Here is a 25,079-nt window from a genome sequence, read left to right as displayed (position 1 = left end):
CACATTCGGCTTGGGTCGTTCGCAGTTCAGGCTGAGGCCTTTGCGTAGCAGTGGTCGACCCACCGCTCGAGCGAATCGGGGGTGCCGGGCGCGTTGCCCATGCAATCGGTGTAGCGCTGCTCGCAGGTGTCAGCCGCCCGAACGAGGGAGTCGGCCGTGCCGGGCCCCGATGCCTCACAGCGAACGGGTCCGTCGTCGGCCAGAGCGTTGGCCGAGATCGCGCCGGCTCCGATGATCAAGCTGGCACCGGCGAGCGCCGTGACCAGTCGCTTGACTCCCGGGCGCAGGTTCCGAGAGTGCGAGGATGTTGGCAAGGTCGTCGCGAAACCGGGGATGGTGTTGGTGTCGGTGGTCGTGTTCATGGTGGTTCCTTTCGTTCGGCTCGTCGGGATGACGAACTCGTCGGGAATCACGCTGACGACGGCTGGTTCCAACTCGGTTCGCGGCCGGCAACAGAGGGTTTGTAGCCCAGCTATAACCGCACCGGTGAAGCCTCCGAGGTGACGGCGGATGGACGAGCGGTCGGGATACCGGAACACGGAGGACGGGGAGTGGAGAGCGAGCAACGAAACGACACGTACGAGGTGCAGGTGCTCGGCCCGTTGGTCGTGCGTCGAGCCGGACGCGTGGTCGACGTCGGCGGTCCGAAGCCGAGTCTCCTCCTCGCCCTGCTCGTGGCGAACCTCGGCGATGTCGTGTCGATGGAAGCGCTGATCGACGGGTTGTGGGGTGACGACCCGCCCGCAACCGCCCGCAAGGCCGTGCAGGTCAACGTGTCGAACGTCCGCCGCGCCCTCGGAGCCGACGTGGAGATCGACACCGTCGGCACCGGCTACCGGATCGATGCAACGAGCCTGACGGTCGACGCCGTGGAGTTCGAACGTGCCGTCGCAACTGCGCATTCGGCTCTCGACGCCGACCCGGCCGCGACGTGTCACACGGTGGAGGCGGCGCTGGGACTCTGGAACGGCGCTGCGTACGCGGAGTTCGCGGACTGCGATGCGCTGCGTTCGACGGTGGTCCAACTCGACGAGTTGCGCCTCCAGGCGCAGGGTCTGTTGTTCGGCGCCCGTCTGAGGCTCGGCGATCACGTCGACGTGGTTGGTCAACTCGATGCACTGGCATCCGATCATCCGTTCCGCGAGGACTTCCGTCGTCTGCACATGATCGCTCTCTATCGGTCGGGTCGCCAGGCCGAAGCGCTGCGCGCGTACCAGCGCACGCGTACGACGCTGGTCGACGAACTCGGTCTCGAACCGTCCAATGATCTGCGGTCCCTCCATCAGCAGATCCTGGAGCAGTCGCCCGACCTCGATCTCCCATCGAGGTCGAGAGCGGTTCGCGTCGACGACTCGTCCGACGGCCGCGACGGGTTCGCCCAGCGAGTTCGCAGCTACGAGTTCCGCGAGTCACTCGGAGCGGGTCCTCATTCGGAGGTCTTCGTCGCCTACCACCCAACGATCGGACGCGAGGTGGCTGTCAAGGTCATCGCGTACGACGTGGCCAACCGGTCCGAGTTCGTCCGCGACTTCGAGGCCGAGCTGCGGATCGTCATGCAACTCGACCATCCGCACATCGCGACGCTGTTCGATTCCTGGCGCGACCCCGATGGCGCCTACGTGGTGCAGCAACTCGTCGACGACCGCTCGTTGGGCCCGTCGATCACGACGGCATGGGCGCCGCCGGCCGCGCTTCGTTTGCTCGATCAGGTCGGTGCGGCGCTGTCGTATGCACATCGACACGGTGTGGCCCACGGCGGGATCAAGCCGTCGAATGTCGTGCTCGATGGCGACGGCAACGCGTACCTCACCGATTTCGCCGTGTCCACCCTCGTCGCCCGAGCAGTCGGGGCCGACGCTGCGTGGGATGGGACGCTGGTCTACGCCGCGCCGGAGCAGCTCGCCGGCGAGCCGGCTGGTCCTCCGACAGACGTCTACGCGTTCGCCTGTCTCGCTTTCGAGTTGCTCACCGGTCAGCGGCCGGATCTCGGCATGTCGCCCGAGCCCGTCGAGGCAACCTCGGCGAGCATCCCGTCCGCTCTGGACGCCGTGTTCGCCCGAGCGACCCACCGCGACCCGGCGCAACGCCTTGCCCGCATCGAGGAGTTCACCCGCGCGGTTCGACAGGTCTTCGGCGTCGATGTGACGACGATCGACGACGCTCCGCTGTCGGAGTTCCGCAACCCGTACAAGGGCCTCCGCGCGTTCACCGAAACCGATGCCGCCGACTTCTTCGGACGCTCGGAGTTGACCGACCAGCTGGTCGCTCAGGTCGCGAGGTCGCCGCTCACGTGCGTGGTCGGACCGTCGGGTTCCGGTAAGTCCAGCCTCGTACGAGCCGGCCTCGTTCCTCGCGCCCGTCGAGGCGACCTCAGCCCCGACCGCGACATCGTCGTCGCCGAGATGTTCCCGGGCAGCTATCCGTTCGAGGAACTCGAGGCGGCGTTGCTACGGGTTGCGGTCACCCGACCCGATGGTCTGCTCGATGACCTGATGGCCGACGACAGGGGCCTGCTGCGCGTGTCGAAGCAGATCCTGGCCGGTGATGACACCGACCTGCTGTTGGTGATCGATCAGTTCGAGGAACTCTTCTCGCTGACTCACGACCCGCAGGTGCGACGCGACTTCCTCGACAACCTCGTCACGATCGGCAACGACGAACGCTCACGTGTCCGCCTCGTGTTGACGATGCGCGCCGACTTCTTCGATCGGCCCCTCGAGTACCCCGCCTTCGCCGAGCTGATGTCGAGGGGTCTCGTCACGGTGGCGATGCCTGATGCGTCCGAGCTGGCCCAGGCGATCGTCGAACCCGCCCGCAGTGTCGATCTCGTCGTCGAGAGCGGCTTGATCCCGTTGATCACGCGTGACGTCGCCGACGAACCGGGGGCCCTCCCGTTGATGCAGTACGCCCTCACCGAACTGGTGGAGGCCCGAGACGGACGGCGACTCACGATCGACGCGTACGAGCGCACGGGCGGCGTGATCGGAGCGCTGGCGCGTCGGGCCGAGGAGATCTACCTCGGACTGCCGGCGGCGGCGCGGACCGCCGCTCAGGAGCTGTTCGTCCAACTGGTCACCGTCGACGAGGAAAACGACGACACACGGCGACGGGTCCGACGCACCGAACTCGATTCGCTCGGGCTGAACAGTGCGGCCCTCGCGACGGTGATCGCCGACTACGGCTCGTTCCGGCTGCTGTCGTTCGACCACGACCCCGTCACTCGAGGTCAGACGATCGAGGTCGCTCATGAAGCGCTCATCCGGGAGTGGCCGCGCCTGCGGACGTGGATCGACGAACGACGCGAGAGCCTGCTCCTCGAACGGCGGCTCCACTGGTCGACCGGGGAGTGGGTGGCGAATAGCCGCGATGCGAGCTTCCTGCTCGCTGGCGGTCGCCTCGAACAGTACGAACGGTGGGTCGAGACGGGCAACGCTCGGCTGAGTGACAGCGATCGAGAGTTCCTCGACGCCAGTCGACGTGCCGTTACCGCGGGTGAGCGATCGGCGATCACGCGACGTCGGCGGGTCCTCGCGGTCGTGGCCTGCCTCGCTGTGCTCGCCGTGGGTGTGGCGGCGATCGCCGTCGTCCAGCGCGGACGCGCCGAGAACGCCGCCAGCGATGCCCGAGCGGCAGCGGTCGAAGCCGATCAGTTGCGTGTGGTCGCCGACGCCGAGACGGCAAACGCCACGGAACAGCAGGCGCTGGCCGAGCAGGCGGCGGCCGAGGCCGAGACGCTGCGCATCGGCGCCGAGCGCAACGCTGCGATCGAGAGCGCACGATTCGGCGGGTTGGCGGCGGCGAACCTGGCCGCCGTCGATCCTGAACTGGCGACCTTGCTCGCCATCGAGGCGGCCGACATCGCCGACGGCGTCGGCGTCACCGTGGCCGAGGTCACGACGGGGTTGTGGGAGTCGACGCGCAATCAGCGCATCGAGCGACGCTTCGAGGCACCGACCCCGTGGATCTTTCTCGCTCATGCCTTCTCGATGTCACCCGATGGCACCCACGCCGTCACGACCGACAACGAACTGACGGTCCGAACACGCGGCGAGGTGGGGGAACCGGGTCCGGCCAACATCTACGACATCTCGACCGGCCAGATCGTCATGCAGATCGTCGACGAGAACGAAGCGATCTGGGCCGAGTGGGATGCCACGACCGATCAGATCGCCATCGGAAACGGTGCCGGTGAGATCTCGTGGTGGGATCCCGACACCGGGGACCTGTTGCGGCGCGACATGTACCAGCCGGAGAAATGGGTCATCCAGATCGAGACCACTGCCACCCACATCGCGTATGTCTGGTACACCGGCGACCGGGCCCCCGGTGCGCCCGGTGCGAGTGTCGCCGTCGTCGTCGACCGGGCAACCGGCGAACGAACCATCGAGGTGCCCTTGGCTGACCAGGTGAAGCTGTCACCGAACGGTCGAACGCTCGCTCTGTACGAGGATTTCGCCGTCGAGAATCCGTCGATCAGGTTCTTCGATGTCGTGAGCGGCGAGGAACTGATGAGCGTGCAGACCGTTAGCACATACCAGGCCTTCCGCTCGTCGGATTGGATCGGCGAGGAGAACGCCATGTGGTGGATCAGCGAAGACCAGCGGCTGCAGCGGATCGACATCGATACCCGAACCGTCGTCGCTGTTTCGACCAGTGTCGATGGCAGAACCAGCAGTGATGGCAGCGTCCCCACGATCAGCAAACCGGGAGCGGAGGCGCACCTAGCGTCGAGCGCCGATGGTCGGTTGTTCGTGGTGAGCAGTGGGGGTGCCGTGGACGTCTACGACGGGGTGACGCTCGACCTGCTGTACCGGCTCAGTGGGGACTTGCAGTTCGCCGTGCACTGGACGCCCGATGGTCGCCACCTCGTGACGCTCGATGGCTCGGAGCGCAACGCGCGGGTGTGGAGCCTCACCCCGCCCACGCCGTCACCACAGCCCTTCGTCGGATCCGACCGACCCGTTCGATTCCACGAACAGTTCGGTGCAGATCTCACGTTGCTCGCCGACGGCCAGGGGACGGGTCGCATCTGGGACACGTCGAGTGGCGGACTGATCGCCGAGTTCGAGGCGGGTCGCGAAAATCGGAACACCCGGACGATCACCGACACCGAGTTGGGTCTCATCGTGACCGGCAGCGTCGACGCGATCCGGACGTACGACGTCGGCGATCGGCGCTGGCTCGACGACATCGCGGTCGCCGACATTGCGAACCCGCTTGCCGTCTCCCCCGATGGCCGACTGCTCGTCGCATCGACCTCGGAGGGCGCCACACGCGAAGGCCGCGCAGGACGGTCGAGTATTGCGATCATCGAGAGGTCGAGCGGCGAGGTCATCTGGCGCGAGAACGGGTTCACTGCGTTCGATGCATCGTTCGTGCTCGACGGCGCAGTGGTCGCGGTCCTCGGTCAGCTCGGCGGCGACAGCGTGCTGCGGTTGCTCGACCCCGAGTCGGGTGACACGCTGATGGCCGAGCCGCTCGGGCAGGCGAGCACGGTCACTCTCGAAGCCCCCGAGCTCGTCAGGTACCGCGAGCTTGCAGTCTCCAGCGACGGAGGCGCCATTGCGGTCGGCGGTGACACGGGGGCCATCACGCTCTTCGACCTCGAGGCCTTGCTTGCGGATGGCGGCTCCGCCGCCGTCATGGCGTCGACCAGCATTCCGACACGGGACCTCTTCACGGGACTGGCTTTTTCCGACGACGGATCGACGCTCTACACGGGTTCGGAATCGGGCGCCGTTCGGGCCTTTGCGACCGACACGCTCGACGAGATCTGGTCGATCGATGCCGGGACAGCGGCCGGCCGGGTGCGCGTGCGTGACGGGTTCGTCTGGTTCGGAACCGACAACCCGATCCCGGTCGGCATCGGCAACGGCCGGTTCGGCGTGGCAGCAATTCCGACGGACCAGGCTGCGTTCGTCGAGTACGCGAGAAGCACCGCGTTGCGCTCGCTCACCGACGAGGAGTGCGCCGACTATCTCTCCCGACCATGCAGCTGATGATTCCGACCGACACTGCGGACATGCGAACTGCACGTCGCCGTCCTCGATCAGGCGTTGGATGAGATCGGAGCCGCAGATTTCCCGGAAGGGAAGCCGCTGTCCCGGGGTGGTCCGTCGAGGGGATTCTCGCCAGACCGCCCCGGGCTGCACAGCGGATCCGGCACGAACCGCCGGCCTCCGGGATGTCCCGAACGTTGCTCGCCGGGCACTAACCGAAACGGACGGCGACTTCGGCGAGGATGGTGCCTTCGGCGGGGCTGACTTCGTCGTCGGCGCCCGCGACCTCGCGGGCAGCGGAGAACAGCGCCGAGCGCAGCACGCGGCTGCTGATCGTTGCGTCGATGTCGTCCAGGAACTCGACGACTCGATCGCTGTCGATCGCGCGCCGCGCTGCTTCGATGGCGGGGCGCAGGTATTCCTCGAACGGGAAGTCGTCACCGCGCCACTCTTCGCTGATCTCGCGCACCGCGTCGACCTCGGTGTCGTTGATCTCGTGGTCGGCCAGCATCACCAGTGTCAGCAGCTGCAGCGCAGCGAGGTGTTCGGCGTTGGCGGTCGCGTGCACGGCGACACCCCGGTAGAGGGCAGCGAGTTGGTCGTTCATGTGGGTCCTGTCGGTATGGCGGCGAAATGGTGATCTGATCGGGGGCGCTCGCTGGGGTTCACGATGATCTCAGATCGACGGCGAGCGCGCGTGACAGGAAGTCGAGTTGGTGGAGTAGCAGGTTCTCCGCGACCACTTCCTGTGGGGTCATGTGGGTGACGCCGACCAGCGGCAGCACCTCGTGAGGTCGCCCGGCAGCGAGCAGCGCCGACGACATCTGCAACGTGTGTGCGGCGACGACGTTGTCGTCGGCGAGGCCGTGGACGAACAACAGCGGCCGGGTCAGGCTGGCTGCGCGGGGGAGCAGGGAGTTGGCGTCGTAGACGACCGAGCCCTCGTCGGGACCCTCGACGTTCGGGTCGCCCAGGTACCGCTCGGTGTAGTGGGTGTCGTAGAGCCGCCACTCGGTCACGGGGGCACCCGCGATCGCCGCGTGGAACACGTCGGGCCGTTCCAACACGGCCAGTGCTGCGAGGTAGCCGCCGAAGCTCCAGCCGCGGATCGCGACGCGGTCGAGATCGAGGGCATCGTGTTCCTCGGCGACACCGTGCAAAGCGTCGATCTGATCTTGCAGCGGCACCATCGCCAGGTCGTGGCGAACCGCTCGCTCCCACGCCGCACCGCGGCCCGGCGTACCACGTCCGTCGGCGACGACGACCGCGAGTCCCTGGTCGGCGAACCACTGCGAGGTCAAGAACGCGTTGAACGACGCCGTGACGCGTTGCGCATGCGGCCCGCCGTACGGATCGAGCAGGACGGGGAGCTTGCCGTCGCGATCGGGGTCGTACCCGGTCGGCAGCAGGAGCGCTGTCGCCAGATCGCGTTCGCCCGCTCGAAGCAGTGTCACGTTCGGAACGATCGACGGGGTCTCCGCGTGCGAAGCGATGACTGGTCCGTCGAAGAGCCCGTCGATGACGACGGTGTGCGTCGCTCCGGCTCGGTCGAGCGACGACGAACGCACGACGACCGTGTCGCCACCGACGACGGCCCCGTGGACGCCATGGGCTTCGGTGAGACGACCACACTCGGCCGCCGGTGTCGTGCACCAGACGTGGAGTTCGGTCGGCTCGGCGGGATCGTTGGCGAGGAACACGACGGTCGGTTCGCCGTCGGTCTGACCGACATGCACCACGGATCGAACCTGGAGGTCGCTGGGCGTCACCGCATCGTCGTCGATGTAGAGCCGTCGGACGCCGTCGATGTCGGACGCGGTGAGCAACTGTCCCCCGGGGAGCAACGCCGGAACTCCCGGGACGTTCTCGATCCACGCGTCGTCGTAGTCGCTCGCGATCACGAGCCCCTCGCCGGTCATCGTGTCGACCCGTACGACCATCGAGCCGCGCTGATCCCGCGACTGCGCCGAGAAGATCAAGCCCTGCTCGGTCCACTCGACGTACGAGATGTAGGGAAAGAACTCTCGGTCCCAATCGACGTCGAGACGCGAGCCGTCGAGGCCGAGCAGGTGGAGTGTGACGATCGCGTTGTCGGTGCCAGCCGCCGGGTATCGAACCGTGCGTGCGGGGGCTGATGGATTGCCGGGGTCGGCGATCGTCCACTCGGCGACCGGTGACTCGTCGACGCGACATGCCGCGATCGTCTGCCCGTCGGGACTCCACCAGAAGCCCCGGAAGCGGTGCATCTCCTCAGCGGCGATGAAGTCGGCGCTGCCCCACGACACGGTATCGGCTTCCTTGGGATCGTCGCCGGCGAGCACCCGTGAGGAGCCGTCGAGCTCCGCGATGCGGAGTTGGCGTCCGCTGACGTAGGCGAGCCGGGCAGCGGTCGGATCGGGGCGAGGGTCGAAGACGGGTCCGGCCACGGCGATTCGCCTCGCCTGACCGCTGAGCAGGCCGGCGGCGAACAGTTGGCCGTCGAGCGCGAAGGCGACGACCTTGCACGCCGCGTCGGTTGCGTACGACGTGATGCCGCTCGCCCCGTCACGGGTGCGCTCGCGACGGGCCCGCTCCTCGTCGGTGAGTTCATGATCGGTCGCAGCGTCGGTGTCGTCGAGGCCGAGCAGGCTGCGCGGATCGGCGACGAGGCGTTCTTCACCGGAGGTCAGGTCGAGCACCCACAGCGCATTGACCGAGTCGTCGCCGGCTGACGAGCGGAGGAACACGACGCGCGATCCGTCGGGCGAGACCGTCACGTTGCGCGGCTCGCCGAGCGTGAAGCGTTGTGTTCGGGCGTGTTGGCGTGGGAACGAATCGCTCACGACGTGCACCTTAGAAGCGATCGGGTGGGCGGGTCTCACTTCGTCGCTCGCTCGGCCCGCCGCTGGTCGTGATCAGGGGCACGCGGCGATCGCCTCGAGCACGACGGCGAACGCTGCTTCGTGGTCGACGTCGACGAGCACGTCGCAGTTCGGCTCCTTGCGACTCGACAGCGTGCGCTTGTCGATCACCGTCATCCCGGCGGTGTGCACCCCTTGCGTCTCGACCGTGACGTGGCGATGCTCGCGGGCGAACAATTCCGGGTGCGTGATCGCCAACACGGCGAGCGGGTCGTGGAGGGCGGCTCCGGTCATCGTGCCCACGTCGTGCCAGGAGAGGTACGCGTCGGAGAAGAAGACGAACAGGTCGGCGAGCAGTCCGGCCACTCGGCCGGGAAGCGCTCGGGTCTGCTCGATCCGCTCCGGCGTCACCTGGAACCGATGGGTGACATCCAGGCCGGCCATGATCAGCGGGCCCGTTCCGGCGCCGGCACCCGCCGGGTCGAACGCATCGAACACGATCGCGGCCGCATGCGGATCGCACCACAGGTTGAACTCTGCGGCGGCGGTGCTGTTGCCGTAGGTGCCGCCGCCCATCAGCGACAGGCCAGCGATCCGATGCGGGAGGTCGGGCGCGAGCCGGAACGCGGCCGCGATGTTGGTGAGCGGGCCGATCGGCACCAGCCAGATGCCTTCCTCGGCCCGGCAGGTCTCGATGATGAACTCGACGCCGTCGGTGCCGTCGAGCGGCGTCGTCGGTTCGGGGAGCTCGGCACCGTCGAGGCCGGACTCGCCGTGGACGTAGGCGGCGTGGAACGGCTCGGCGACCAGCGGTCGAGCGATTCCCGAGTGGACCGGCGTGTCCAGTTGGAGCAGGTCGCGCATCACGAGCGCGTTGTGGGTGGTCCGGTCGAGCGGCGCGTTGCCGGCAACGGTCACGATCCCGCGGACGTCGGCGACGTGGGCGGCGGTCACGATGGCAACGGCATCGTCGTGGCCGGGATCGCAGTCGATGATCATCGGGATCTTCGGAGCTGGTGCCTCGCCGCCACCGGATACGGCTGGCGCAGTAGGCGTTGCGGATGCTTCGTTCGGGTCGACGCTCGACATGACGCCGAGCATGGCAGGTCGGAGGGCACACTGTCGGAATGGAAACGCAGGGCTCGCCGACGGCACGTCGCGACGCACGGCGCAGCGCGAGCAGCGGTGTCGTCGAGCGCATGGGGCGCACCACTCGTCGGCGGCCTGCGATCGTTGCGGCGGTCTCGGTCACGGCGATGCTCGGCATGGCGTCGTGTTCCGATGCGGACTCCGATGACATCGTGGCCGACGGCGCGAGCGACGGATCGAACGGCCTCCCTTCGGACACCGGTGACGTGTTCACCCCGGCGCCGCTGGATTCCGGTGGCGATGCGAGTGAACTCGGACCCGTGGCGCCGCAGCCGCCCGACGTCGTCGTGTCCGACTCGGTCCTCGATCCGATCGAGCCGGTGCCCGACACCGGCGTGCCCGGCATCGACAGCACCGATGCGTTCTGCCGTGCCTGGAGCGAGTTCGCCGGCTCGTACCAGGCACTCACGTTCGGGTGGGCGTTTCGCGATCCGGCGGTCGCTGCCACGCACGAGGTCGTCGCGAACGACGTGCTGATCTCCGCTGTCGACGATCTCGCCGCCTCGTTGCCCGCGGAGCTGGAAGCCGAGCGGTCGGCGCTGACGTCCGAGCTCCCCGCCCCGTTGCTGCGACGAGCCGACCGGGCCAGGACCCTGCTGGTCGACGCGGGCGTCGACGCTGCTGGCATCGAGACGCTCGGCGCCGCCTGGTTGGCTGCCGTCACGGCGAACGGGACGGAATCGGACACGCTCGAGGTCGAGATCCCCGTCGAGTTCGTCGATCAGGTCGAGCAAGCATCCCAAGGTCTGCTCGGCGAGTTACCACCGATCACCGAGGACCCGAGCCTGATCGTCGACGTCCGGTTCCCGCAGACCGAGCAGTACCTGTTCGTCAACTGCCCCGACCGCGGGACGCTGGCGGGCAACGACCGAGTCGACTGATTTCGCCGTCGGGTCCCCGGCGGGGTGACTGGTCAACGGCGGTCGGTCGACGAACGACGGCCGCGTCGATCAGACGCGCATCGTCGCGTCGGCGTCGAGTTCGACGCTGATGCCGACCCACTCGCCGTCGCACATCGCAGCGGCGACCGCGGTGTCAGACGACTTCCCCCACGCGCGCCGACCGTCCGGCAACAGACACGCGGCGATCGCGGATTCGGGTTCGTTGTCGCGGGAGAACATCACGGTGTACGCCTCGATGTCGGCCGATCCTGCAGCTTCCTCGCCGATCGCCAACGATCGCTTCGGCAACGCGTCGATCTCGGCCTGCGGGTGGTCGTAGCCGAACCCGTCGGTCGGCGGTGTCGCGGCGTAGACGCCGAAGGAGTGCTTGGTCGCGTAGCCACCATTGGCCCAGACGAGTCCGTACTCGTCGGGCTGCTCGCGCAACTCGCTGACGATCGTCGCGATCGCGTGCATCGGGTAGTTGTTCCACGGCCCGCCAGCAAAAGGCAGCCCACCGGTACGTGACCACTGCCGGTCGAGGTCGACGCCGAGCGACGCCGCACCGAGCTGTACCGCCGAGGGGAAACACGAGTACAAATCGATGAGCGCGACCTCGTCGATCGTCACGCCGGCCAGATCGAGTGCCCGACGTCCACCGAGTTCGATCGCCGGGGTCCGCGCGAACGTGTCGCGATTCGACACGAAGTTGTGCTCGTGGCAGTCGGTGCCCGAACGCGGGAACACCCAGCGATCGCGGGCGATGCCGAGCCGCTCGGCGACCTCGACCGAACACATGATCAACGCGGCGCCCATGTCGACGTCGCTGTTGGAGTTCATCAGCTTCGGATAGGGGAACCCGATCATCCGATTCTTCGGACCGACGGTCGTGATCTCCTCGGCCGACTTCGGCTCGCGGATCCACGCGTACGGGTTGGATGCTGCGACGTGGCTCAGATCGGACCAGAGCGCGCCGAGATGCGCCTGATGCTCCTCGACCGTACGGCCGGCCTCTGCGCGCAGCGCGGTTTCGAACATCGGATACACCTGGACCGGCATCACGATGCCGAGTTCGCGCTCGTGCGGATGGTTCATGTCGAGGGGCTTGCCGATGGTCATCGGGACATCGTGTTCATCGGCCTTGGGCCAGTCGAGCGTGACGTTCTCCTTGCGGGCGCGCATGTAGGTCCTGAACGCCTCGGCCCCGGACAGGATCGCGAGGTCGACGGCACCGCTCGCTATGTCGAGGGCGGTGCGATTGACGAGCGCCTGCGGGCTGTTGCCGCCTGCCGTCGACTCCGCGAGTTCGCAGTCGGACAGGCCCAGACGTTCGGCGAGAAAGCGAGGCGCGTTGCGGTAGCGCCAGCCGATGATGTTGACGACGCGCACGGAGTCAGCGCATGGCGGGCCGTCGAGTCCGGCATCGGCGGCCGCTGCGAGCACCGATCGCTCCATCAACGCGACCGGCTCGAGCGCGTCGGCGAGCGACTCCGAACGATGCAGGTATTGGCCGACGCCGACGATGACGGGGGTGCGGGGATCGAGAGTCACGGCGCGAACCCTAGAAACCGGAAGGTCCGAGCGACGATTCGCTCACCGAGACGTTCGACACGCCACGTCGCGATCCAATCCGTGAGGCCCGGTCGGCGTTGCAGTCCTACACTCACTCCACGATGGCACGAATCGCAATCGGATCCGATCACGCCGGGTTCGATCTCAAACAGCACCTCGTCACGTTCCTCACGCTGCAAGGACACGAGGTCGACGACCAGGGGACACACTCGACGCAGTCGGTCGACTACCCGGAGATCTGCGCCGGGGTCGGCCGTACCGTCCGCGACGGCGACGCCGATTGGGGCATCGTCCTCGGCGGGAGCGGTCAGGGTGAGCAGCTCGCTGCCAACAAGGTTCGCGGCGTCCGTGCCGCCTTGTGCAACTGCCTCTACACGGCACGTATGGCCCGTGAACACAACGACGCCAACGTGCTGTCGATGGGCGGTCGCGTGGTCGGCATCGGTCTAGCCGAAGAAATCGTCACCACGTTCGCTACCACCGACTTCGAAGGCGGTCGCCATCAGCGCCGCGTCGACCAGATCACCGCCCTCGAATCCGAATTCTGACCCGTATCGGTTTGTGTCAGACACAAACCGTTACGCCTGACCGTTGCGTCTGAACGTTACGACCCACCGACAGCTGATAGAGGAACCCGATGCCTTTCCCCACCACCACCGATCCCGACACCGAGGTCGAGCGACTGCTCGCTGCCGAGGTCGAGCGCCAAACGACGGGCCTGCAACTGATCGCCAGTGAGAACTTCACGTCGCCCGCCGTGATGGCAGCGACCGGTTCGGTGCTGACCAACAAGTACGCCGAGGGCTACCCGGGCAAGCGGTACTACGGCGGCAACCAGATCGTCGACTCGATCGAGCAACTCGCGATCGACCGCGTGAAGGCGCTGTTCGGTGCCGATCACGCGAACGTGCAGCCACACTCGGGCGCCAACGCGAACATGTGCGTGTACCAGGCGCTGCTCGAGCCGGGCGACACCGTGCTCGGGCTCAGCCTCGACCACGGTGGTCACCTCACCCACGGCTCACCGGTCAACGCGAGCGGGCTCCTCTACGACTTCGTCCCCTACGGCACCGGTGCCGAGGATCGCATCGACATGGACAACGTGCGTGAGCTCGCCCTCGAGCATCGCCCGAAGATGATCGTCGCCGGCACGACGTCCTACCCGCGTCGCCTTGACCCGGAGCCGTTCAAGAAGATCGCAGACGAGGTCGGAGCGCTCTTGATGTTCGACATCGCGCATCTCGCCGGCCTCGTTGCCGGTGGAGCGCACCCGAATCCGGTGCCGTTCGCCGACGTGGTCACCTTCACGACACACAAGACGTTGCGGGGGCCGCGCGGCGGGTGCATCCTGACCACGCAAGCCCACGCCAAAGCCATCGACAAAGCCGTGTTCCCCGGCTGGCAGGGCGGGCCGCTCGAACATGCGATCGCCGGGAAAGCGATCGCGTTCCGTGAGGCGATGGACCCGTCGTTCAAGGAGTACGCGGCGCAGGTCGTGTCGAATGCGTCGGCATTGGCCGCTGCGCTCGCGAACGAGGGCTTCCGGCTCGTGTCCGGCGGCACCGACATCCACCTGATGGTCGTCGATCTCACCCCGTTCGACGAGGAACTGACCGGCAAAGTTGCGCAGTCGAGCCTCGACGAAGCCGGCATCACGCTCAACAAGAACACGATTCCCGATGATCCGCGCAGCCCGTTCGTCACGAGTGGCGTCCGGATCGGGACGCCATCCGTCACCACCCAGGGGATGACCGAGGCCGAGATGCCGATCATCGCCAGCTTGATCGCTCGAGCGTTGCGCCAGCGCGACGACGCGGCAGCGCTTGCCGCGATCCGCTCCGAGGTCGCCGATCTCTGCGCACGCTTCCCGGCGTACTGACCCGACGCGAGCTCACCACCAAGGTCATCGCCAAACGTCATCGGGGAGGTCATCGTGCCTGGCACGATGACCTCCCAGGATGACCTCCCCGATGACGTTTCTGCGGGAGGATTGCTCCATGGGTGAGTAATGTGGGCTCCCGTGCCGGATGTCGATTCCTATCTCGTGATCGGGATCATCGCCGCGGCGGTCACTTTTCTCGCCACGCCGGTCGTCGTTCGCCTCGCGAATCGGTTCGGCTGGGTCGCCGAACCGAACGCACGCAGCGTTCACCGTGTCGCTCTGCCTGACGTCGGCGGTCTGGCGATGTTCCTCGGGTTCGTCGTCGCCCTCGGTGTGGCATGGATGTTGAACGACTTCGAGTCGTTGTTCGCCTCGAACTCGGAGCCGCTCGGAGTGCTCATCGCCGCAGCGATCATCTTCGGTGCAGGGTTCGTCGACGACATCCGTGAGATCAGCGCGCCGGCGAAGGTCTTCTTCACCGTCGTTGCCGGGGTGGCGCTCGTGTGGTTCGGCGTGACGATGTTCTACTTCCGCCTGCCGTATCTCGAAGCGACGATCCTCGCGCCGGAACTTCAGCCGTTGATCACGGTCCTGTGGCTCGTCGGCATGACGCAGGCGATCAACCTCATCGACGGCCTCGACGGTCTCGCAGCGGGGGTCGTGGCGATCGGCGCGGGCGCGTTCTTCCTCTACAGCCAGGAGCTCACCGATCGGGAACTCCTCGGCGTCGGCAACATCGGCCCACTGTTCGCGGTGATCGCCGTCGGTGTCTGCGTCGGCTTTCTGCCACACAACTTCAACCCGGCGCGCATCATGATGGGCGACGGCGGCGCGCTGTTGCTCGGGCTCCTCCTCGCCGTGTCGACCAGCGTCGTGGGCGGTCGTGCCGATCCGTTCCAGACGCAGTTCGTGGGCACGACGTACTTCTTCCTCGCGCCGATCGCCATCCCGTTGCTGATCCTCGGTGTCCCGATCTTCGACACCGTGTTCGCGATCTTGCGGCGAGTGTCGAGTCGCAAGTCGTTCGCCACCGCCGACAAAGGCCACCTCCACCATCGCCTCATCAACCTCGGGCACGGGCACCGTCGCAGCGTGCTCATCTTGTGGGCGTGGACCGCACTGCTGTCGGGGTTCGTCCTGTACCCGACCCTCACCGATCAGAACCCGACGTACCTGCCGTTCGGGATCGCTGCGCTCGGCATCGCGTTGTTCACGATGTTGCATCCGAGCGTCCGCAAGCAGCGTCGCATCAACGGCACCCCGCCCGCCGGGATGGAACGCCCGAACGACGCCGACACTGCGCATGCCGCCGCCGACTCCGGTGAGCGCGACGCGGTACTGGTGATCGACCAGCCGAGCCTCTTCGACGTGGCTGAGGTCCACCCTGAGAGTTCTCGATCGACCAACGATTCGACACCCGACGCGTGACAGTTCAGATGTCGAGTTGTCTCAGTTGTCGACGTGCACTAGGTTGTGCAAACATTCACAAGCGCTACGGACCATCGTCCGTCGAAGCGTGCCGCTGAATCACCTGGATCAATGAAGCTCCTCCCGAAACCTCCCCGCAACGTGCGCGTCAACACCGAGGATTCCCTCGGCCACGGTATGGATGCCGTGATCGTGATGGTGCTGTTCCTGGCTGCCGGGTTCGGTCTCGATCGTCTCGTCGGCACGATGCCCGTCTTCATGGTGATCATGTCGCTGCTCGGCGGCGTCGGATTGTTCGCGAAGTTCAAGTACCGGTACGAGCAGCGGATGGACGAACTCGAGGCGGAGCGCGTCGCGAAGCTCGCGGGCCCGGCTCGCGGGTCGACCACGGTGCAGACGACCAACGGTGAGGCGGCCTGATGGCGGCGACCGATTCGCCCAACCTGATGACCACCCGTCTCGAGGGCCCGGCCCCCGAGGTCACCGTGTCGAACGACATGGTGAAGCGCGGACTCCTCGTCGCCCCACTGCTGATCGCGGCGATGACCGTCATCTGGGGTGGCGACGGAGCCTGGTCGAGCATGTACGGCATCGCGATCGTGCTCGGCAACTTCGCCCTGTCGGCCGGGCTCATCGCCATCGCGGCTCGGATCTCGGTCGGACTCATGATGGGAGCCATCCTCTTCGGCTACCTCATCCGCCTCGGGCTCATCTTCCTCGCCGTGTGGCTCGTGAAAGATTCGTCGTGGATTTCACTTCCGGCACTCGGAGCGACCATCATCATCACGCACCTCGGACTCCTGTTCTGGGAGATGAAGTACGTCGCACTGTCCCTGGCATATCCGGGGCTGAAACCACACCGCCAGTAACACCGGTCCGCTGACCGACTGCTGTACACACACTCTCGTCCATCACACTTCTCGACTGAAACGGAAACAACGTGCTCGCTGCCAAAGGACTCGTCTTCCCGCCGATCAACGAACTGCTTCGTTGGCAAGACATCTTCCCGACGTTCAACAAGATCGCGCTGATCGCCGTCTTGGCGTCGCTCATCGGCATCGCGCTGTTCCTCGTCGCGAGCCGTGCCAACCCGGCCGTGGCGCCGACGGGGACCCGCAACCTCGCCGAGTCGACGATCGAGTTCATCGAACAGGGCATCGTGATGCAGACGCTCGGCAAGGAGGGTCTGAAGTGGACCCCGTTCCTGCTGAGCCTCTTCATCTTCATCTTCCTCTGCAACATTCCGGGGATCTTGCCGTTCTTCCAGATGCCGGCCACCGCCCGCATCGCCATCCCACTCGTGCTCTCGCTGCTGGTGTGGGTCGTCTACATCGGCACGGGTATCAAGCACCAGGGTCTCGGATACTTCGGCCACCTGCTGTGGCCTCCGGGGGTGCCGACGGCGCTCAAGCCGCTCGTGGGCTTGATCGAGTTCATCTCGACGATCATCGTGACGCCGTTCTCGCTGACCGTGCGTCTCATGGCCAACATGCTCGCCGGCCACATCTTGCTCGTGTCGTTCGCACTGCTCACCCACGCGCTCGCCATGGCCGAGACGAGCCAGATCGCGCTCGTCCCGATGAGCATCTTCCCGTTCGCCATGCTGGTCGGCATCACCGGCTTCGAGATCCTCGTCTCGTTCCTGCAGGCGTACATCTTCACGATCCTCGCTGCGGTCTACATCAGCAACTCGACCGCCGGTCACGGCGAAGAGCACTGAGCCGTCCCGCTCACCACATCTCCCTACCACCTCTGAAGAAAGCACATAGGAGAACACAACAATGGAAGCATTCAGCGCCCTCGTTCAGCAGGCCGACATCACTGCCGACGAACTCAAGAGCATCGAGGCAGCCGCATCCGCCGGTTACGCCTACGGTCTCGCCGCCATCGGCCCCGCCCTCGGCATCGGGTTCCTCGTCGGCAAGTCCGTCGAGGCCATGGCCCGTCAGCCCGAGGCCGCCGGCATGGTCCGTACGACCATGTTCCTCGGCATCGCCTTCACCGAGGCGCTCGCGCTCATCGGCTTCGTCGTCTTCATTCTGCTCAAGTTCGCCTGAGCACGTGACCGCTCGAGCCGAGCCGACTTCAACGACGCTCGTATCGAGCCGAACTTCTCACAGATCGTTCAACCACGACGAATGACCGACCACACCATGACCGACCACACCATGAGCCACACCATGAGCGACAAGGAGTTGACGTGCTGACTGCCGTCGTGACAACTCGTGCCTCCGGCCAGTTCGAGATCGCCATCACCGGCTCCCTCGAAGTGGAGGATGGCGAAGAAGAAGCAGTGTGCGAACGCACCGATCTGAACGGCGAACTCCAGACCGATCCGGCGAATTGCCCGGAACTGAACCCGATCGCGCCCGAAGTGAAGGAGATGGCATGGGGCTTCGGCGCCTTCGTCATCCTCGCGCTGTGCCTGCGCTACTGGCTCTTCCCGAAGGTTCGGGATGGGATGACGGCGCGCTACGAGAGCATCGAGAGTGACCGCGAGAGCGCCCAGACGCTGACCGCCGCAGCGCGCGCCGACGTTGCCGAATACGAGGCTCGCCTCGCATCGGTTCGTCACGAAGCGCAGCAGAAGGTCGACGCCGCACGGGCAACGCTCGAAAAGGAGCGCTCGGAGCGCCTCGCCGAGGCAAACGCACGCATCGCAGCCAAGCGAGCCGAAGTGGCCGCCGAGGTGGAGGCAGCTCGCCAGGCAGCGATGGGTGACGTCGAATCGGCAGTGTCGGACGTGGTCGGGAGAGCGGTCGAGATCGCCACCGGCAAGCCGGCTGATCCGTCCGTCGTGCAGACGTCGGTTCGCTCGACCATGGGAGCGGGAGCCACATCATGAACCAGTTCACCATGTTCGTCACCAACGTCCTCGAAGCCGAGGTCGTGCCAAACGACGGCATCGGCACGACATCGCTGAGCCCGTACTGGGCGCCGTTGAAGGAAGTCGTCATCGGTGGTCTCGCCACGGCGATCGTCTTCGCGCTGCTCTACAAGTTCGCGTGGCCAGCGATCGCAAAAGCGATGAGCGACCGCACGGCTCGCATCCAGGCCGATCTCGATCAGTCGGCTGCGGCCCGTGTGCAGGCCGAAGCCGACGCGGCCGAGATCCGTACCTCGCTCGGCGACGTCGACGGCGAGCGCTCGCGCTTGTTCGCCGACGCCGATGTGCAAGCCGAGTCGGTGCTCGTCGAGGGTCGGGCACGGCTCGAGGCCGAGATCGCCGAACTCGAAGTCAAGGCCGAATCCGACCTCGCGTCGGCTGCCGGCCGCGGTGTCGACGATCTGCGGGCCGACATCGCTCGCTACGCATCGCGTGCGATCGAATCCGGTGTCGTTGCTTCGCTCGACGAGGCCACGCACCAAGAACTCATCGAGGGCTTCATCGCCCGAGTCGGAGCTTCAGGAGGCGCATCATGAGTGACGCACTGATCCAGGGATACGCACGGGCACTGTTCGAGATCGCTCGCGCCGAAGGCACGCTCGACGAGGTCGAAGACGAGCTCTTTCGCTTCGCTCGCTCGTACGAGTCGAGCGACGAACTCCGCACTGCGCTGACCGACGAGCAGATCCCCGCTGAGCGTCGCCAGGCGATCATCGACGATCTGCTCGGTGGCAAGGCGACCGCTACGACGACGCAGCTCATCGGCATGGTCGTCGGTTCCGGTCGCTCGCGGGACCTTCCGGCGATCGTCGACCAGCTCGTCAGCCGGGCGAGCGGCGCCAAGATGCTCGAGGTCGCGTCGGTTCGCACGGCCGTCGCGCTCACCGCCGATCAGCAGGCGCGCCTGAAGGCAGCGCTCGAGAACGCAACGGGCAAGAGCCTGAACCTCAAAGCCGTCGTCGACCCGTCCGTGGTCGGCGGTGTCGTGGCCATCATCGGCGACGACGTCATCGACGACTCCGTACGCACCCGCATCGACCAGCTGAAGTCGCGGCTCTGAGCCGCGAACACGACAGGAAACATCATGGCTGAACTCACCATTTCCGCTGCCGACATCGCGTCGGCGCTCAAGAAGAACCTCGACGGCTTCGAGCCGTCGGTCGAGGCCCGCACGGTCGGCCGTGTCGCCCAGGTCGGCGACGGCATCGCTCGTGTGAGCGGGCTGCCTGACGCGGCTGTGAACGAACTCCTCGAGTTCGAAGACGGCTCGGTCGGCCTCGCGCTCAACCTCGACGAGGACTCGATCGGCGCCGTGGTCTTGGGCGACGTCGACAACATCGAAGAAGGTCAGACGGTCAAGGCGACCGGTGGCATCTTGTCGATGCCCGTCGGCGACGCCATGCTCGGCCGCGTGGTCAACGCGCTCGGCGTGCCCGTCGACGGCGCTGGCGAGATCGTCGGCGCCCAGCAGCGCCGCATGGAAATCCAAGCGCCCGGCATCCTCGGCCGCAAGCCCGTGCACGAGCCGCTGCAGACCGGCATCAAGGCGATCGACGCCATGACCCCGATCGGACGAGGCCAGCGCGAGCTGATCATCGGTGACCGCAAGACGGGCAAGACCTCGGTCGCGATCGACACGATCCTCAACCAGAAGGGTCTCGGCGTGAAGTGCATCTACGTCGCGATCGGCCAGAAGGGTTCGACCGTCGCGCAGACCGTCGACACGCTGCGCCAAGCTGGGGCGTTGGAGTACACGGTCGTCGTCACGGCCCCGGCCGCCGACCCGGCACCGTTCAAGTACCTCGCCCCGTACGCCGGCTGCGCCATCGGTCAGCACTGGATGGACAACGGCGAACACGCGCTCGTCGTGTACGACGACCTGTCGAAGCAGGCCGACGCCTACCGCCAGCTGTCGCTGCTGCTGCGCCGCCCGCCGGGCCGTGAGGCCTACCCGGGCGACGTCTTCTACTTGCACTCGCGTCTGCTCGAGCGTGCCGCGAAGCTGTCCGACGAGAACGGCGCCGGTTCGCTGACCGCACTGCCGATCATCGAGACGAAGGCCGGGGACGTCTCGGCGTTCATCCCGACCAACGTGATCTCGATCACCGACGGTCAGGTGTTCCTCCAGGACGCCCTGTTCAAGTCGGGTGTCCGCCCGGCGGTTGACGTGGGCATCTCGGTGTCTCGCGTGGGCGGTGACGCACAGATCAAGTCGATGAAGAAGGTCGCCGGCACGCTCAAGCTCGACCTCGCCCAGTTCCGCGAGCTCGAAGCGTTCGCCACGTTCGGCTCCGAGCTCGACGCCATCTCGGCGGCACAGCTCGCTCGTGGCTATCGCCTCGTCGAGCTGCTCAAGCAGCCGCTCAACTCGCCTATGCCGGTCGAGGAGCAGGTCGTCTCGATCTTCGCCGGGACCAACGGCTACATCGACGATGTCCCTGTCGAAGACGTCATCCGCTTCGAGCGTGAACTCCTCGAGTACATGCGAGCGACGCACGCCGGTCTCCTCGGCGAGATCCGCTCGTCAGGGCTGCCCGATTCCCTGGGTGACGCGATCGCACAGTTCAAGACGAGCTTCGAGAGCACCGCCGATCGGGCGAGGGCTGCCGACCCGACCGCTGTCGACGCCGACGAACTCGGTGCCGCGCAGTCGAACAAGACGCTGGCGACCGAGTAGTCGACGGCGACGCTCGAACGACACGATCAGACACGACCGAAACAGGAACCTACCGAATGGCACACTCGCAGAATGCGCTCACCGGCGCCGAGTCACTCGCTGCCCACAGCGACGCGCTCGTCGCTGTCGAGACGCGGTTGCCACTGCACGCGCCGAGACGGGGAGAATCGTAATGGCAGGTGGACAGGAGCGAATCCTGCGTGGCCGCATCAAGGCGATGCAGTCGACGAAGAAGATCACGCGAGCGATGGAACTCATCGCGGGCTCTCGGATCGTCAAGGCCCAACAGCGTGTGCAGGCGGCCGTGCCGTACTCGGAGCAGATCACCGAGGTCGTCAAGGACCTCGCCGCAGCCGGCGGCACGTCGGATTCGCCATTGCTGAAGGGGCGTGAGCAGATCGAGCGCACCTGCTACGTGGCGATCACGGCCGACCGCGGCTTGTGCGGCGGCTACAACGCCGGTGTGCAGCGCGCGACGGAAGGCGAAGTCAAGGCCGACGTCGTCGGTGGCCTCGATTACTTGATCGTGCCGGTCGGCAAGAAGGCGGAGGGCTACTTCCGTTTCCGTCGCTACCAGCTCGGCGAATCGTTCCAGGGCTTCAGTGATCAGCCGTCGTACGATGACGCCCGTCGTATCGGCGAGTACGTGGTCGGCCTGTACGAGCGCGGTGAGGTCGACAAGGTCGAGCTCGTCTACACCCGCTTCATCACGGCGGGCAGCCAGGAAGTCGTGCTGCGACCGCTCGTTCCGCTGAGTGGCGAGACGGTCGCCGGTGGCGATGGCAAAGCCGGTTCCGACGACGGCACGGGCTCCGATTACGAGTTCGAGCCTGATCCGCTCAGCATTCTCGACGCACTGCTGCCTCGCTACGTCGAGGCCCGCATCTACGCGGCGTTGCTCAACGCCGCAGCCTCGGAGCACGCCTTCCGTCAACGCGCGATGAAGTCGGCGACCGACAACGCGCAGGAACTGATCACGAACCTGAGCATCGTGATGAACCGTGCTCGCCAGGCGTCGATCACGGCCGAGATCATGGAGATCGTCAGCGGTGCCGCTGCGCTCGAAGGTGACAGTCTCGACATGCCGTATCTCGACCTCGGCGACGACGGCTCGATGTTCAACCCGAGCAGCCCGCCCGCCGGTGGGGTTGGTTCGGCGGGCGCAGATGGCTCGACGGAAGCAGCACCCGCGGCGGCAGCGACGGCGACCGCCACGCTCGAGCCGGACGATCTCAAGCTGATCAAGGGTGTCGCATCGGTGCTCGAGAGCCGTCTCCACGAGATGGGCATTTTCACCTTCAAAGAGATCACCACCTGGACCGACGAAGACATGGATCGCATCGACGATCACCTCGGCTTCGAAGGCCGTATTCAGCGCGACGACTGGCAGGGCCAGGCCCGTCGATTCCACAACGAGAAGTACCCCGACGACCAGATCTGATCTGCTTCATCGGATCGCAGCGAACGCACCACACACCAGGAGACCACCAGTCATGACCATGACAGAATCCGCACCACAGCACGAACTCCTCGACGGCCGGGTCGTCGGCATCGCCGGCCCCGTCATCGACGCCGAGTTCCCTCGTGGCGCACTGCCCGAGATCAACACGGCGCTCGAGTTCGACGTCGACCTCGACGGCGAGAAGATCACGGTGCTCGCCGAAGTCGCCCAACAACTCGGTGACGGTCGTGTCCGCGCCGTGTGCCTGAAGCCGACGGATGGTCTCGTGCGCGGCGCCACCGTGCGCAACACCGGCCATGGCATCCAGGTGCCGGTGGGTGACAAGGTCCTCGGCAACGTGTGGAACGTGTGGGGCGAAGCACTCGACACCGAACCCGAGGGCATGGATCAGGTCGAGCGCTGGGACATCCACCGTCCCGCCCCGACCTTCGATGCACTCGAGCCGTCGGCTCGCATGTTCGAAACGGGCATCAAGGTCGTCGACCTGCTCACCCCCTACGTCGCCGGTGGCAAGATCGGGTTGTTCGGCGGCGCGGGCGTCGGCAAGACGGTGCTCATCACCGAGATGATCAACCGTGTGGCTTCACAGCACGGCGGTGTGTCGGTGTTCGCCGGTGTGGGCGAGCGCACGCGTGAAGGCACCGACTTGCGTCTGGAGATGCAGGAGTCCGGCGTGTACGAGAAGGCCGCGTTGGTCTTCGGTCAGATGGACGAGCCGCCAGGGGTGCGCCTGCGTGTGGCGTTGTCGGCGTTGACGATGGCGGAGTACTTCCGCGACGTCGCCGGCCAGGACGTGCTGCTGTTCGTCGACAACATCTTCCGCTTCGTGCAGGCCGGTTCCGAAGTCTCGACCCTGCTCGGCCGTATGCCTTCGGCCGTGGGTTACCAACCGACGCTGGCCGACGAGATGGGGCAGTTGCAGGAGCGCATCACCTCGACGAAGGGCCGCTCGATCACGTCCTTGCAGGCCGTGTATGTGCCCGCCGACGACTACACCGACCCGGCGCCGTTCACGACCTTCACGCACCTCGACGCGACGACCGAGCTCTCTCGCCAGGTCGCGGCACTCGGCATCTACCCGGCGGTCGACCCGCTGGCCTCGACCTCGACGATCCTCAGCCCCGAAGTCGTCGGCGAGCACCACTACAACGTGGCTCGCCGCGTGCAGGAGACCCTGCAGCGCTACAAGGAACTGCAGGACATCATCGCCATCTTGGGTCTCGACGAACTCTCCGAAGAAGACCGCCTCACGGTGTCACGTGCCCGCAAGGTCGAGCGCTTCTTGTCGCAGCCGTTCTTCGTCGCCAAGACCTTCACCGGTCTCGACGGCGAATACGTGCCGGTCGCCGAGACGGTCGAGTCATTCGAGGCGCTGATCAACGGCGACCTCGACGATCTTCCGGAGCAGGCGTTCTTGAACGTCGGCAACATCGACCAGGTGCAGGCCAAGGCGAAGGCCCTGCGGGAGAGCTGATCACCCGATGGCCGCTCCCATGAAGGTCGACATCGTGTCGCCCGAGAAGGTCCTCTTCTCGGGTGAGGCGAACATGGTCATCACGCGCACCGCCGGCGGTGGCGAGATCGCGTTCCAAGCAGGCCACGCGCCGTTCCTCGGCGAGCTCGTCGAGAACCACACGCGCATCTACCTCACCGACGGAAAGATCCAAGACGTTGCCGTGCATCGTGGATTCGTCGCCGTTGCCGAGGGCACGGTGTCGATCCTGTCCGACGTTGCCGAACTCGCCGAGGACATCGATGTGACTCGAGCCCGCGAGGCGCTCGAACGCCACGAGCGCACCTTGAAGGACGAAGAGATCGAGGCGCGCATCGCCGACGCCGTTGCGGGCAAAGCACGGGCCCGTGCGCGTCTGGTTGCGACGGGCAACAGCTTCACCGCCTGACGTCATGACCGACGACAGAGTGGGTCAGACCCACTCTGTCGCCTGCGACTCTCATCGCGACATCGCGACCTGGCATGATCGCTCGATGAGCGCATACCTGATCGTGAACTACGACGTCGAGAACCCCGAGCTGTACGGGGAGTACCAGCAGGGTGCCGCACCGGCACTGCGCATCGGTGCCGAGTGTGAGATCGTCGTGTTCGATCCGGCGTCCGAGCGTGTCGAGGGCGAGACCACCGGCAAACAGACCGTGGTGCTGAAGTTCGAGTCGATGGAGAAGGCCTGCGAGATCTACGAATCCGGCGAGTACCAGGCCGTCGTCGGCAAGCGCCACGACTCCACGTCGAAGCATTTCGCCGTCCTGGTCAACGGCTTCGGCTGAGGTCTCGCTCCCACGGAGG

The 25,079-nt window shown here is 66.2% G+C and carries 22 protein-coding genes; 17 read left to right on the top strand and 5 right to left on the bottom strand.

All coding sequences use genetic code 11. From position 1 onward, the window contains the following. Positions 1 to 26: 26 nt before the first annotated feature. Complete coding sequence (locus tag ACE37B_RS08220; RefSeq protein WP_409922792.1) at positions 27 to 362, bottom strand: hypothetical protein; 336 nt, start codon at positions 360 to 362, stop codon at positions 27 to 29. A gap of 189 nt (positions 363 to 551) precedes the next feature. On the opposite strand from ACE37B_RS08220, the gene ACE37B_RS08215 reads away from it, so the two are divergent. After that, positions 552 to 5,999, top strand: a complete 5,448-nt coding sequence (locus tag ACE37B_RS08215) for a BTAD domain-containing putative transcriptional regulator (RefSeq protein ID WP_409922791.1) — start codon at positions 552 to 554, stop codon at positions 5,997 to 5,999. A 211-nt stretch (positions 6,000 to 6,210) separates the two neighbouring features. Here the strand turns inward: ACE37B_RS08215 and ACE37B_RS08210 are convergent, their stop codons facing one another. The 3 genes from ACE37B_RS08210 to ACE37B_RS08200 all read right to left on the bottom strand — a co-directional run bounded on the left by ACE37B_RS08210 (position 6,211) and on the right by ACE37B_RS08200 (position 9,928). Next, positions 6,211 to 6,606, bottom strand: coding sequence for a TerB family tellurite resistance protein (locus ACE37B_RS08210; RefSeq protein ID WP_409922790.1), 396 nt, complete (start codon positions 6,604 to 6,606; stop codon positions 6,211 to 6,213). A 58-nt stretch (positions 6,607 to 6,664) separates the two neighbouring features. Further along, positions 6,665 to 8,821, bottom strand: a complete 2,157-nt coding sequence (locus ACE37B_RS08205; RefSeq protein WP_409922789.1) for a prolyl oligopeptidase family serine peptidase — start codon at positions 8,819 to 8,821, stop codon at positions 6,665 to 6,667. 72 nt (positions 8,822 to 8,893) lie between these two features. Beyond that, entirely contained in the window at positions 8,894 to 9,928 is a 1,035-nt protein-coding gene (locus ACE37B_RS08200; protein ID WP_409922788.1) for a nucleoside hydrolase, read from the bottom strand. A gap of 38 nt (positions 9,929 to 9,966) precedes the next feature. On the opposite strand from ACE37B_RS08200, the gene ACE37B_RS08195 reads away from it, so the two are divergent. Further along, positions 9,967 to 10,869, top strand: coding sequence for a hypothetical protein (locus ACE37B_RS08195; protein ID WP_409922787.1), 903 nt, complete (start codon positions 9,967 to 9,969; stop codon positions 10,867 to 10,869). A gap of 69 nt (positions 10,870 to 10,938) precedes the next feature. Here ACE37B_RS08195 and ACE37B_RS08190 read toward each other — a convergent pair whose 3' ends face one another. Then, positions 10,939 to 12,420, bottom strand: coding sequence for an acetyl-CoA acetyltransferase (locus tag ACE37B_RS08190; RefSeq protein WP_409922786.1), 1,482 nt, complete (start codon positions 12,418 to 12,420; stop codon positions 10,939 to 10,941). A 122-nt stretch (positions 12,421 to 12,542) separates the two neighbouring features. Here ACE37B_RS08190 and rpiB point away from each other — a divergent pair, with 122 nt between their 5' ends. The 15 genes from rpiB (at position 12,543) to ACE37B_RS08115 (ending at position 25,060) form a co-directional block, all read left to right on the top strand. Next, on the top strand, positions 12,543 to 12,989 hold the full coding sequence (rpiB, locus tag ACE37B_RS08185; protein WP_409922785.1) for a ribose 5-phosphate isomerase B: 447 nt from the start codon (positions 12,543 to 12,545) through the stop codon (positions 12,987 to 12,989). Positions 12,990 to 13,078: 89 nt separating this feature from the next. Continuing rightward, positions 13,079 to 14,320, top strand: coding sequence for a serine hydroxymethyltransferase (glyA, locus tag ACE37B_RS08180; protein WP_409922784.1), 1,242 nt, complete (start codon positions 13,079 to 13,081; stop codon positions 14,318 to 14,320). A gap of 141 nt (positions 14,321 to 14,461) precedes the next feature. Then, the gene (locus ACE37B_RS08175) at positions 14,462 to 15,751 is read left to right on the top strand and encodes a glycosyltransferase family 4 protein (protein ID WP_409922783.1); all 1,290 of its coding nucleotides are present in this window, start codon (positions 14,462 to 14,464) and stop codon (positions 15,749 to 15,751) included. A gap of 111 nt (positions 15,752 to 15,862) precedes the next feature. Beyond that, positions 15,863 to 16,171: a hypothetical protein gene (locus ACE37B_RS08170; RefSeq protein ID WP_409922782.1), complete on the top strand. Its 309-nt coding sequence runs from the start codon at positions 15,863 to 15,865 to the stop codon at positions 16,169 to 16,171. Continuing rightward, entirely contained in the window at positions 16,171 to 16,620 is a 450-nt protein-coding gene (locus ACE37B_RS08165; RefSeq protein ID WP_409922781.1) for an ATP synthase subunit I, read from the top strand. The genes ACE37B_RS08170 and ACE37B_RS08165 overlap by 1 nt, the downstream gene beginning before the upstream one ends. A gap of 71 nt (positions 16,621 to 16,691) precedes the next feature. Next, positions 16,692 to 17,471, top strand: coding sequence for a F0F1 ATP synthase subunit A (atpB, locus tag ACE37B_RS08160; RefSeq protein WP_409922780.1), 780 nt, complete (start codon positions 16,692 to 16,694; stop codon positions 17,469 to 17,471). A gap of 61 nt (positions 17,472 to 17,532) precedes the next feature. Further along, complete coding sequence (gene atpE, locus ACE37B_RS08155; RefSeq protein WP_409922779.1) at positions 17,533 to 17,808, top strand: ATP synthase F0 subunit C; 276 nt, start codon at positions 17,533 to 17,535, stop codon at positions 17,806 to 17,808. A gap of 143 nt (positions 17,809 to 17,951) precedes the next feature. Then, complete coding sequence (locus ACE37B_RS08150; protein ID WP_409922778.1) at positions 17,952 to 18,596, top strand: hypothetical protein; 645 nt, start codon at positions 17,952 to 17,954, stop codon at positions 18,594 to 18,596. Then, positions 18,593 to 19,174 (top strand): hypothetical protein, encoded by a 582-nt coding sequence (locus ACE37B_RS08145; protein WP_409922777.1) that lies wholly within the window; start codon positions 18,593 to 18,595, stop codon positions 19,172 to 19,174. Before ACE37B_RS08150 ends, ACE37B_RS08145 begins: the two co-directional genes overlap by 4 nt. Beyond that, entirely contained in the window at positions 19,171 to 19,698 is a 528-nt protein-coding gene (gene atpH, locus ACE37B_RS08140) for an ATP synthase F1 subunit delta (RefSeq protein WP_409922776.1), read from the top strand. Before ACE37B_RS08145 ends, atpH begins: the two co-directional genes overlap by 4 nt. Positions 19,699 to 19,722: 24 nt before the next feature. Beyond that, positions 19,723 to 21,315, top strand: a complete 1,593-nt coding sequence (gene atpA, locus ACE37B_RS08135; protein ID WP_409922775.1) for a F0F1 ATP synthase subunit alpha — start codon at positions 19,723 to 19,725, stop codon at positions 21,313 to 21,315. Between the two features lie 172 nt (positions 21,316 to 21,487). After that, positions 21,488 to 22,756, top strand: a complete 1,269-nt coding sequence (locus ACE37B_RS08130) for a F0F1 ATP synthase subunit gamma (RefSeq protein WP_409922774.1) — start codon at positions 21,488 to 21,490, stop codon at positions 22,754 to 22,756. A 52-nt stretch (positions 22,757 to 22,808) separates the two neighbouring features. Beyond that, on the top strand, positions 22,809 to 24,251 hold the full coding sequence (atpD, locus tag ACE37B_RS08125) for a F0F1 ATP synthase subunit beta (RefSeq protein WP_409922773.1): 1,443 nt from the start codon (positions 22,809 to 22,811) through the stop codon (positions 24,249 to 24,251). 7 nt (positions 24,252 to 24,258) lie between these two features. Next, positions 24,259 to 24,678: an ATP synthase F1 subunit epsilon gene (atpC, locus tag ACE37B_RS08120; RefSeq protein ID WP_409922772.1), complete on the top strand. Its 420-nt coding sequence runs from the start codon at positions 24,259 to 24,261 to the stop codon at positions 24,676 to 24,678. An 85-nt stretch (positions 24,679 to 24,763) separates the two neighbouring features. Then, the gene (locus ACE37B_RS08115) at positions 24,764 to 25,060 is read left to right on the top strand and encodes a DUF1330 domain-containing protein (protein WP_409922771.1); all 297 of its coding nucleotides are present in this window, start codon (positions 24,764 to 24,766) and stop codon (positions 25,058 to 25,060) included. Positions 25,061 to 25,079 lie beyond the last annotated feature (19 nt).

Origin of the sequence: Ilumatobacter sp. (genome assembly GCF_046290335.1) — a bacterium.
In the GTDB taxonomy this organism is placed as follows: Bacteria; Actinomycetota; Acidimicrobiia; order Acidimicrobiales; family Ilumatobacteraceae; genus Ilumatobacter_A.
Note: the sequence above shows the minus strand (reverse complement) of the source record. Positions and strands in the feature narration are given on the sequence as shown.

What these genes read in the sequence shown, in the direction of transcription:
- rpiB (WP_409922785.1), top strand. Translation starts at nt 12,543, where the DNA reads ATGGCACGAATCGCAATCGGATCCGATCACGCCGGGTTCGATCTCAAA.
- atpC (WP_409922772.1), top strand. Translation starts at nt 24,259, where the DNA reads ATGGCCGCTCCCATGAAGGTCGACATCGTGTCGCCCGAGAAGGTCCTC.
- ACE37B_RS08210 (WP_409922790.1), bottom strand. Translation starts at nt 6,606, where the DNA reads ATGAACGACCAACTCGCTGCCCTCTACCGGGGTGTCGCCGTGCACGCG.
- ACE37B_RS08200 (WP_409922788.1), bottom strand. Translation starts at nt 9,928, where the DNA reads ATGTCGAGCGTCGACCCGAACGAAGCATCCGCAACGCCTACTGCGCCA.
- ACE37B_RS08130 (WP_409922774.1), top strand. Translation starts at nt 21,488, where the DNA reads ATGGCAGGTGGACAGGAGCGAATCCTGCGTGGCCGCATCAAGGCGATG.
- atpE (WP_409922779.1), top strand. Translation starts at nt 17,533, where the DNA reads ATGGAAGCATTCAGCGCCCTCGTTCAGCAGGCCGACATCACTGCCGAC.
- glyA (WP_409922784.1), top strand. Translation starts at nt 13,079, where the DNA reads ATGCCTTTCCCCACCACCACCGATCCCGACACCGAGGTCGAGCGACTG.
- ACE37B_RS08165 (WP_409922781.1), top strand. Translation starts at nt 16,171, where the DNA reads ATGGCGGCGACCGATTCGCCCAACCTGATGACCACCCGTCTCGAGGGC.
- atpA (WP_409922775.1), top strand. Translation starts at nt 19,723, where the DNA reads ATGGCTGAACTCACCATTTCCGCTGCCGACATCGCGTCGGCGCTCAAG.
- ACE37B_RS08145 (WP_409922777.1), top strand. Translation starts at nt 18,593, where the DNA reads ATGAACCAGTTCACCATGTTCGTCACCAACGTCCTCGAAGCCGAGGTC.
- ACE37B_RS08220 (WP_409922792.1), bottom strand. Translation starts at nt 362, where the DNA reads ATGAACACGACCACCGACACCAACACCATCCCCGGTTTCGCGACGACC.
- ACE37B_RS08170 (WP_409922782.1), top strand. Translation starts at nt 15,863, where the DNA reads ATGAAGCTCCTCCCGAAACCTCCCCGCAACGTGCGCGTCAACACCGAG.
- ACE37B_RS08195 (WP_409922787.1), top strand. Translation starts at nt 9,967, where the DNA reads ATGGAAACGCAGGGCTCGCCGACGGCACGTCGCGACGCACGGCGCAGC.
- atpD (WP_409922773.1), top strand. Translation starts at nt 22,809, where the DNA reads ATGACCATGACAGAATCCGCACCACAGCACGAACTCCTCGACGGCCGG.
- atpH (WP_409922776.1), top strand. Translation starts at nt 19,171, where the DNA reads ATGAGTGACGCACTGATCCAGGGATACGCACGGGCACTGTTCGAGATC.
- ACE37B_RS08115 (WP_409922771.1), top strand. Translation starts at nt 24,764, where the DNA reads ATGAGCGCATACCTGATCGTGAACTACGACGTCGAGAACCCCGAGCTG.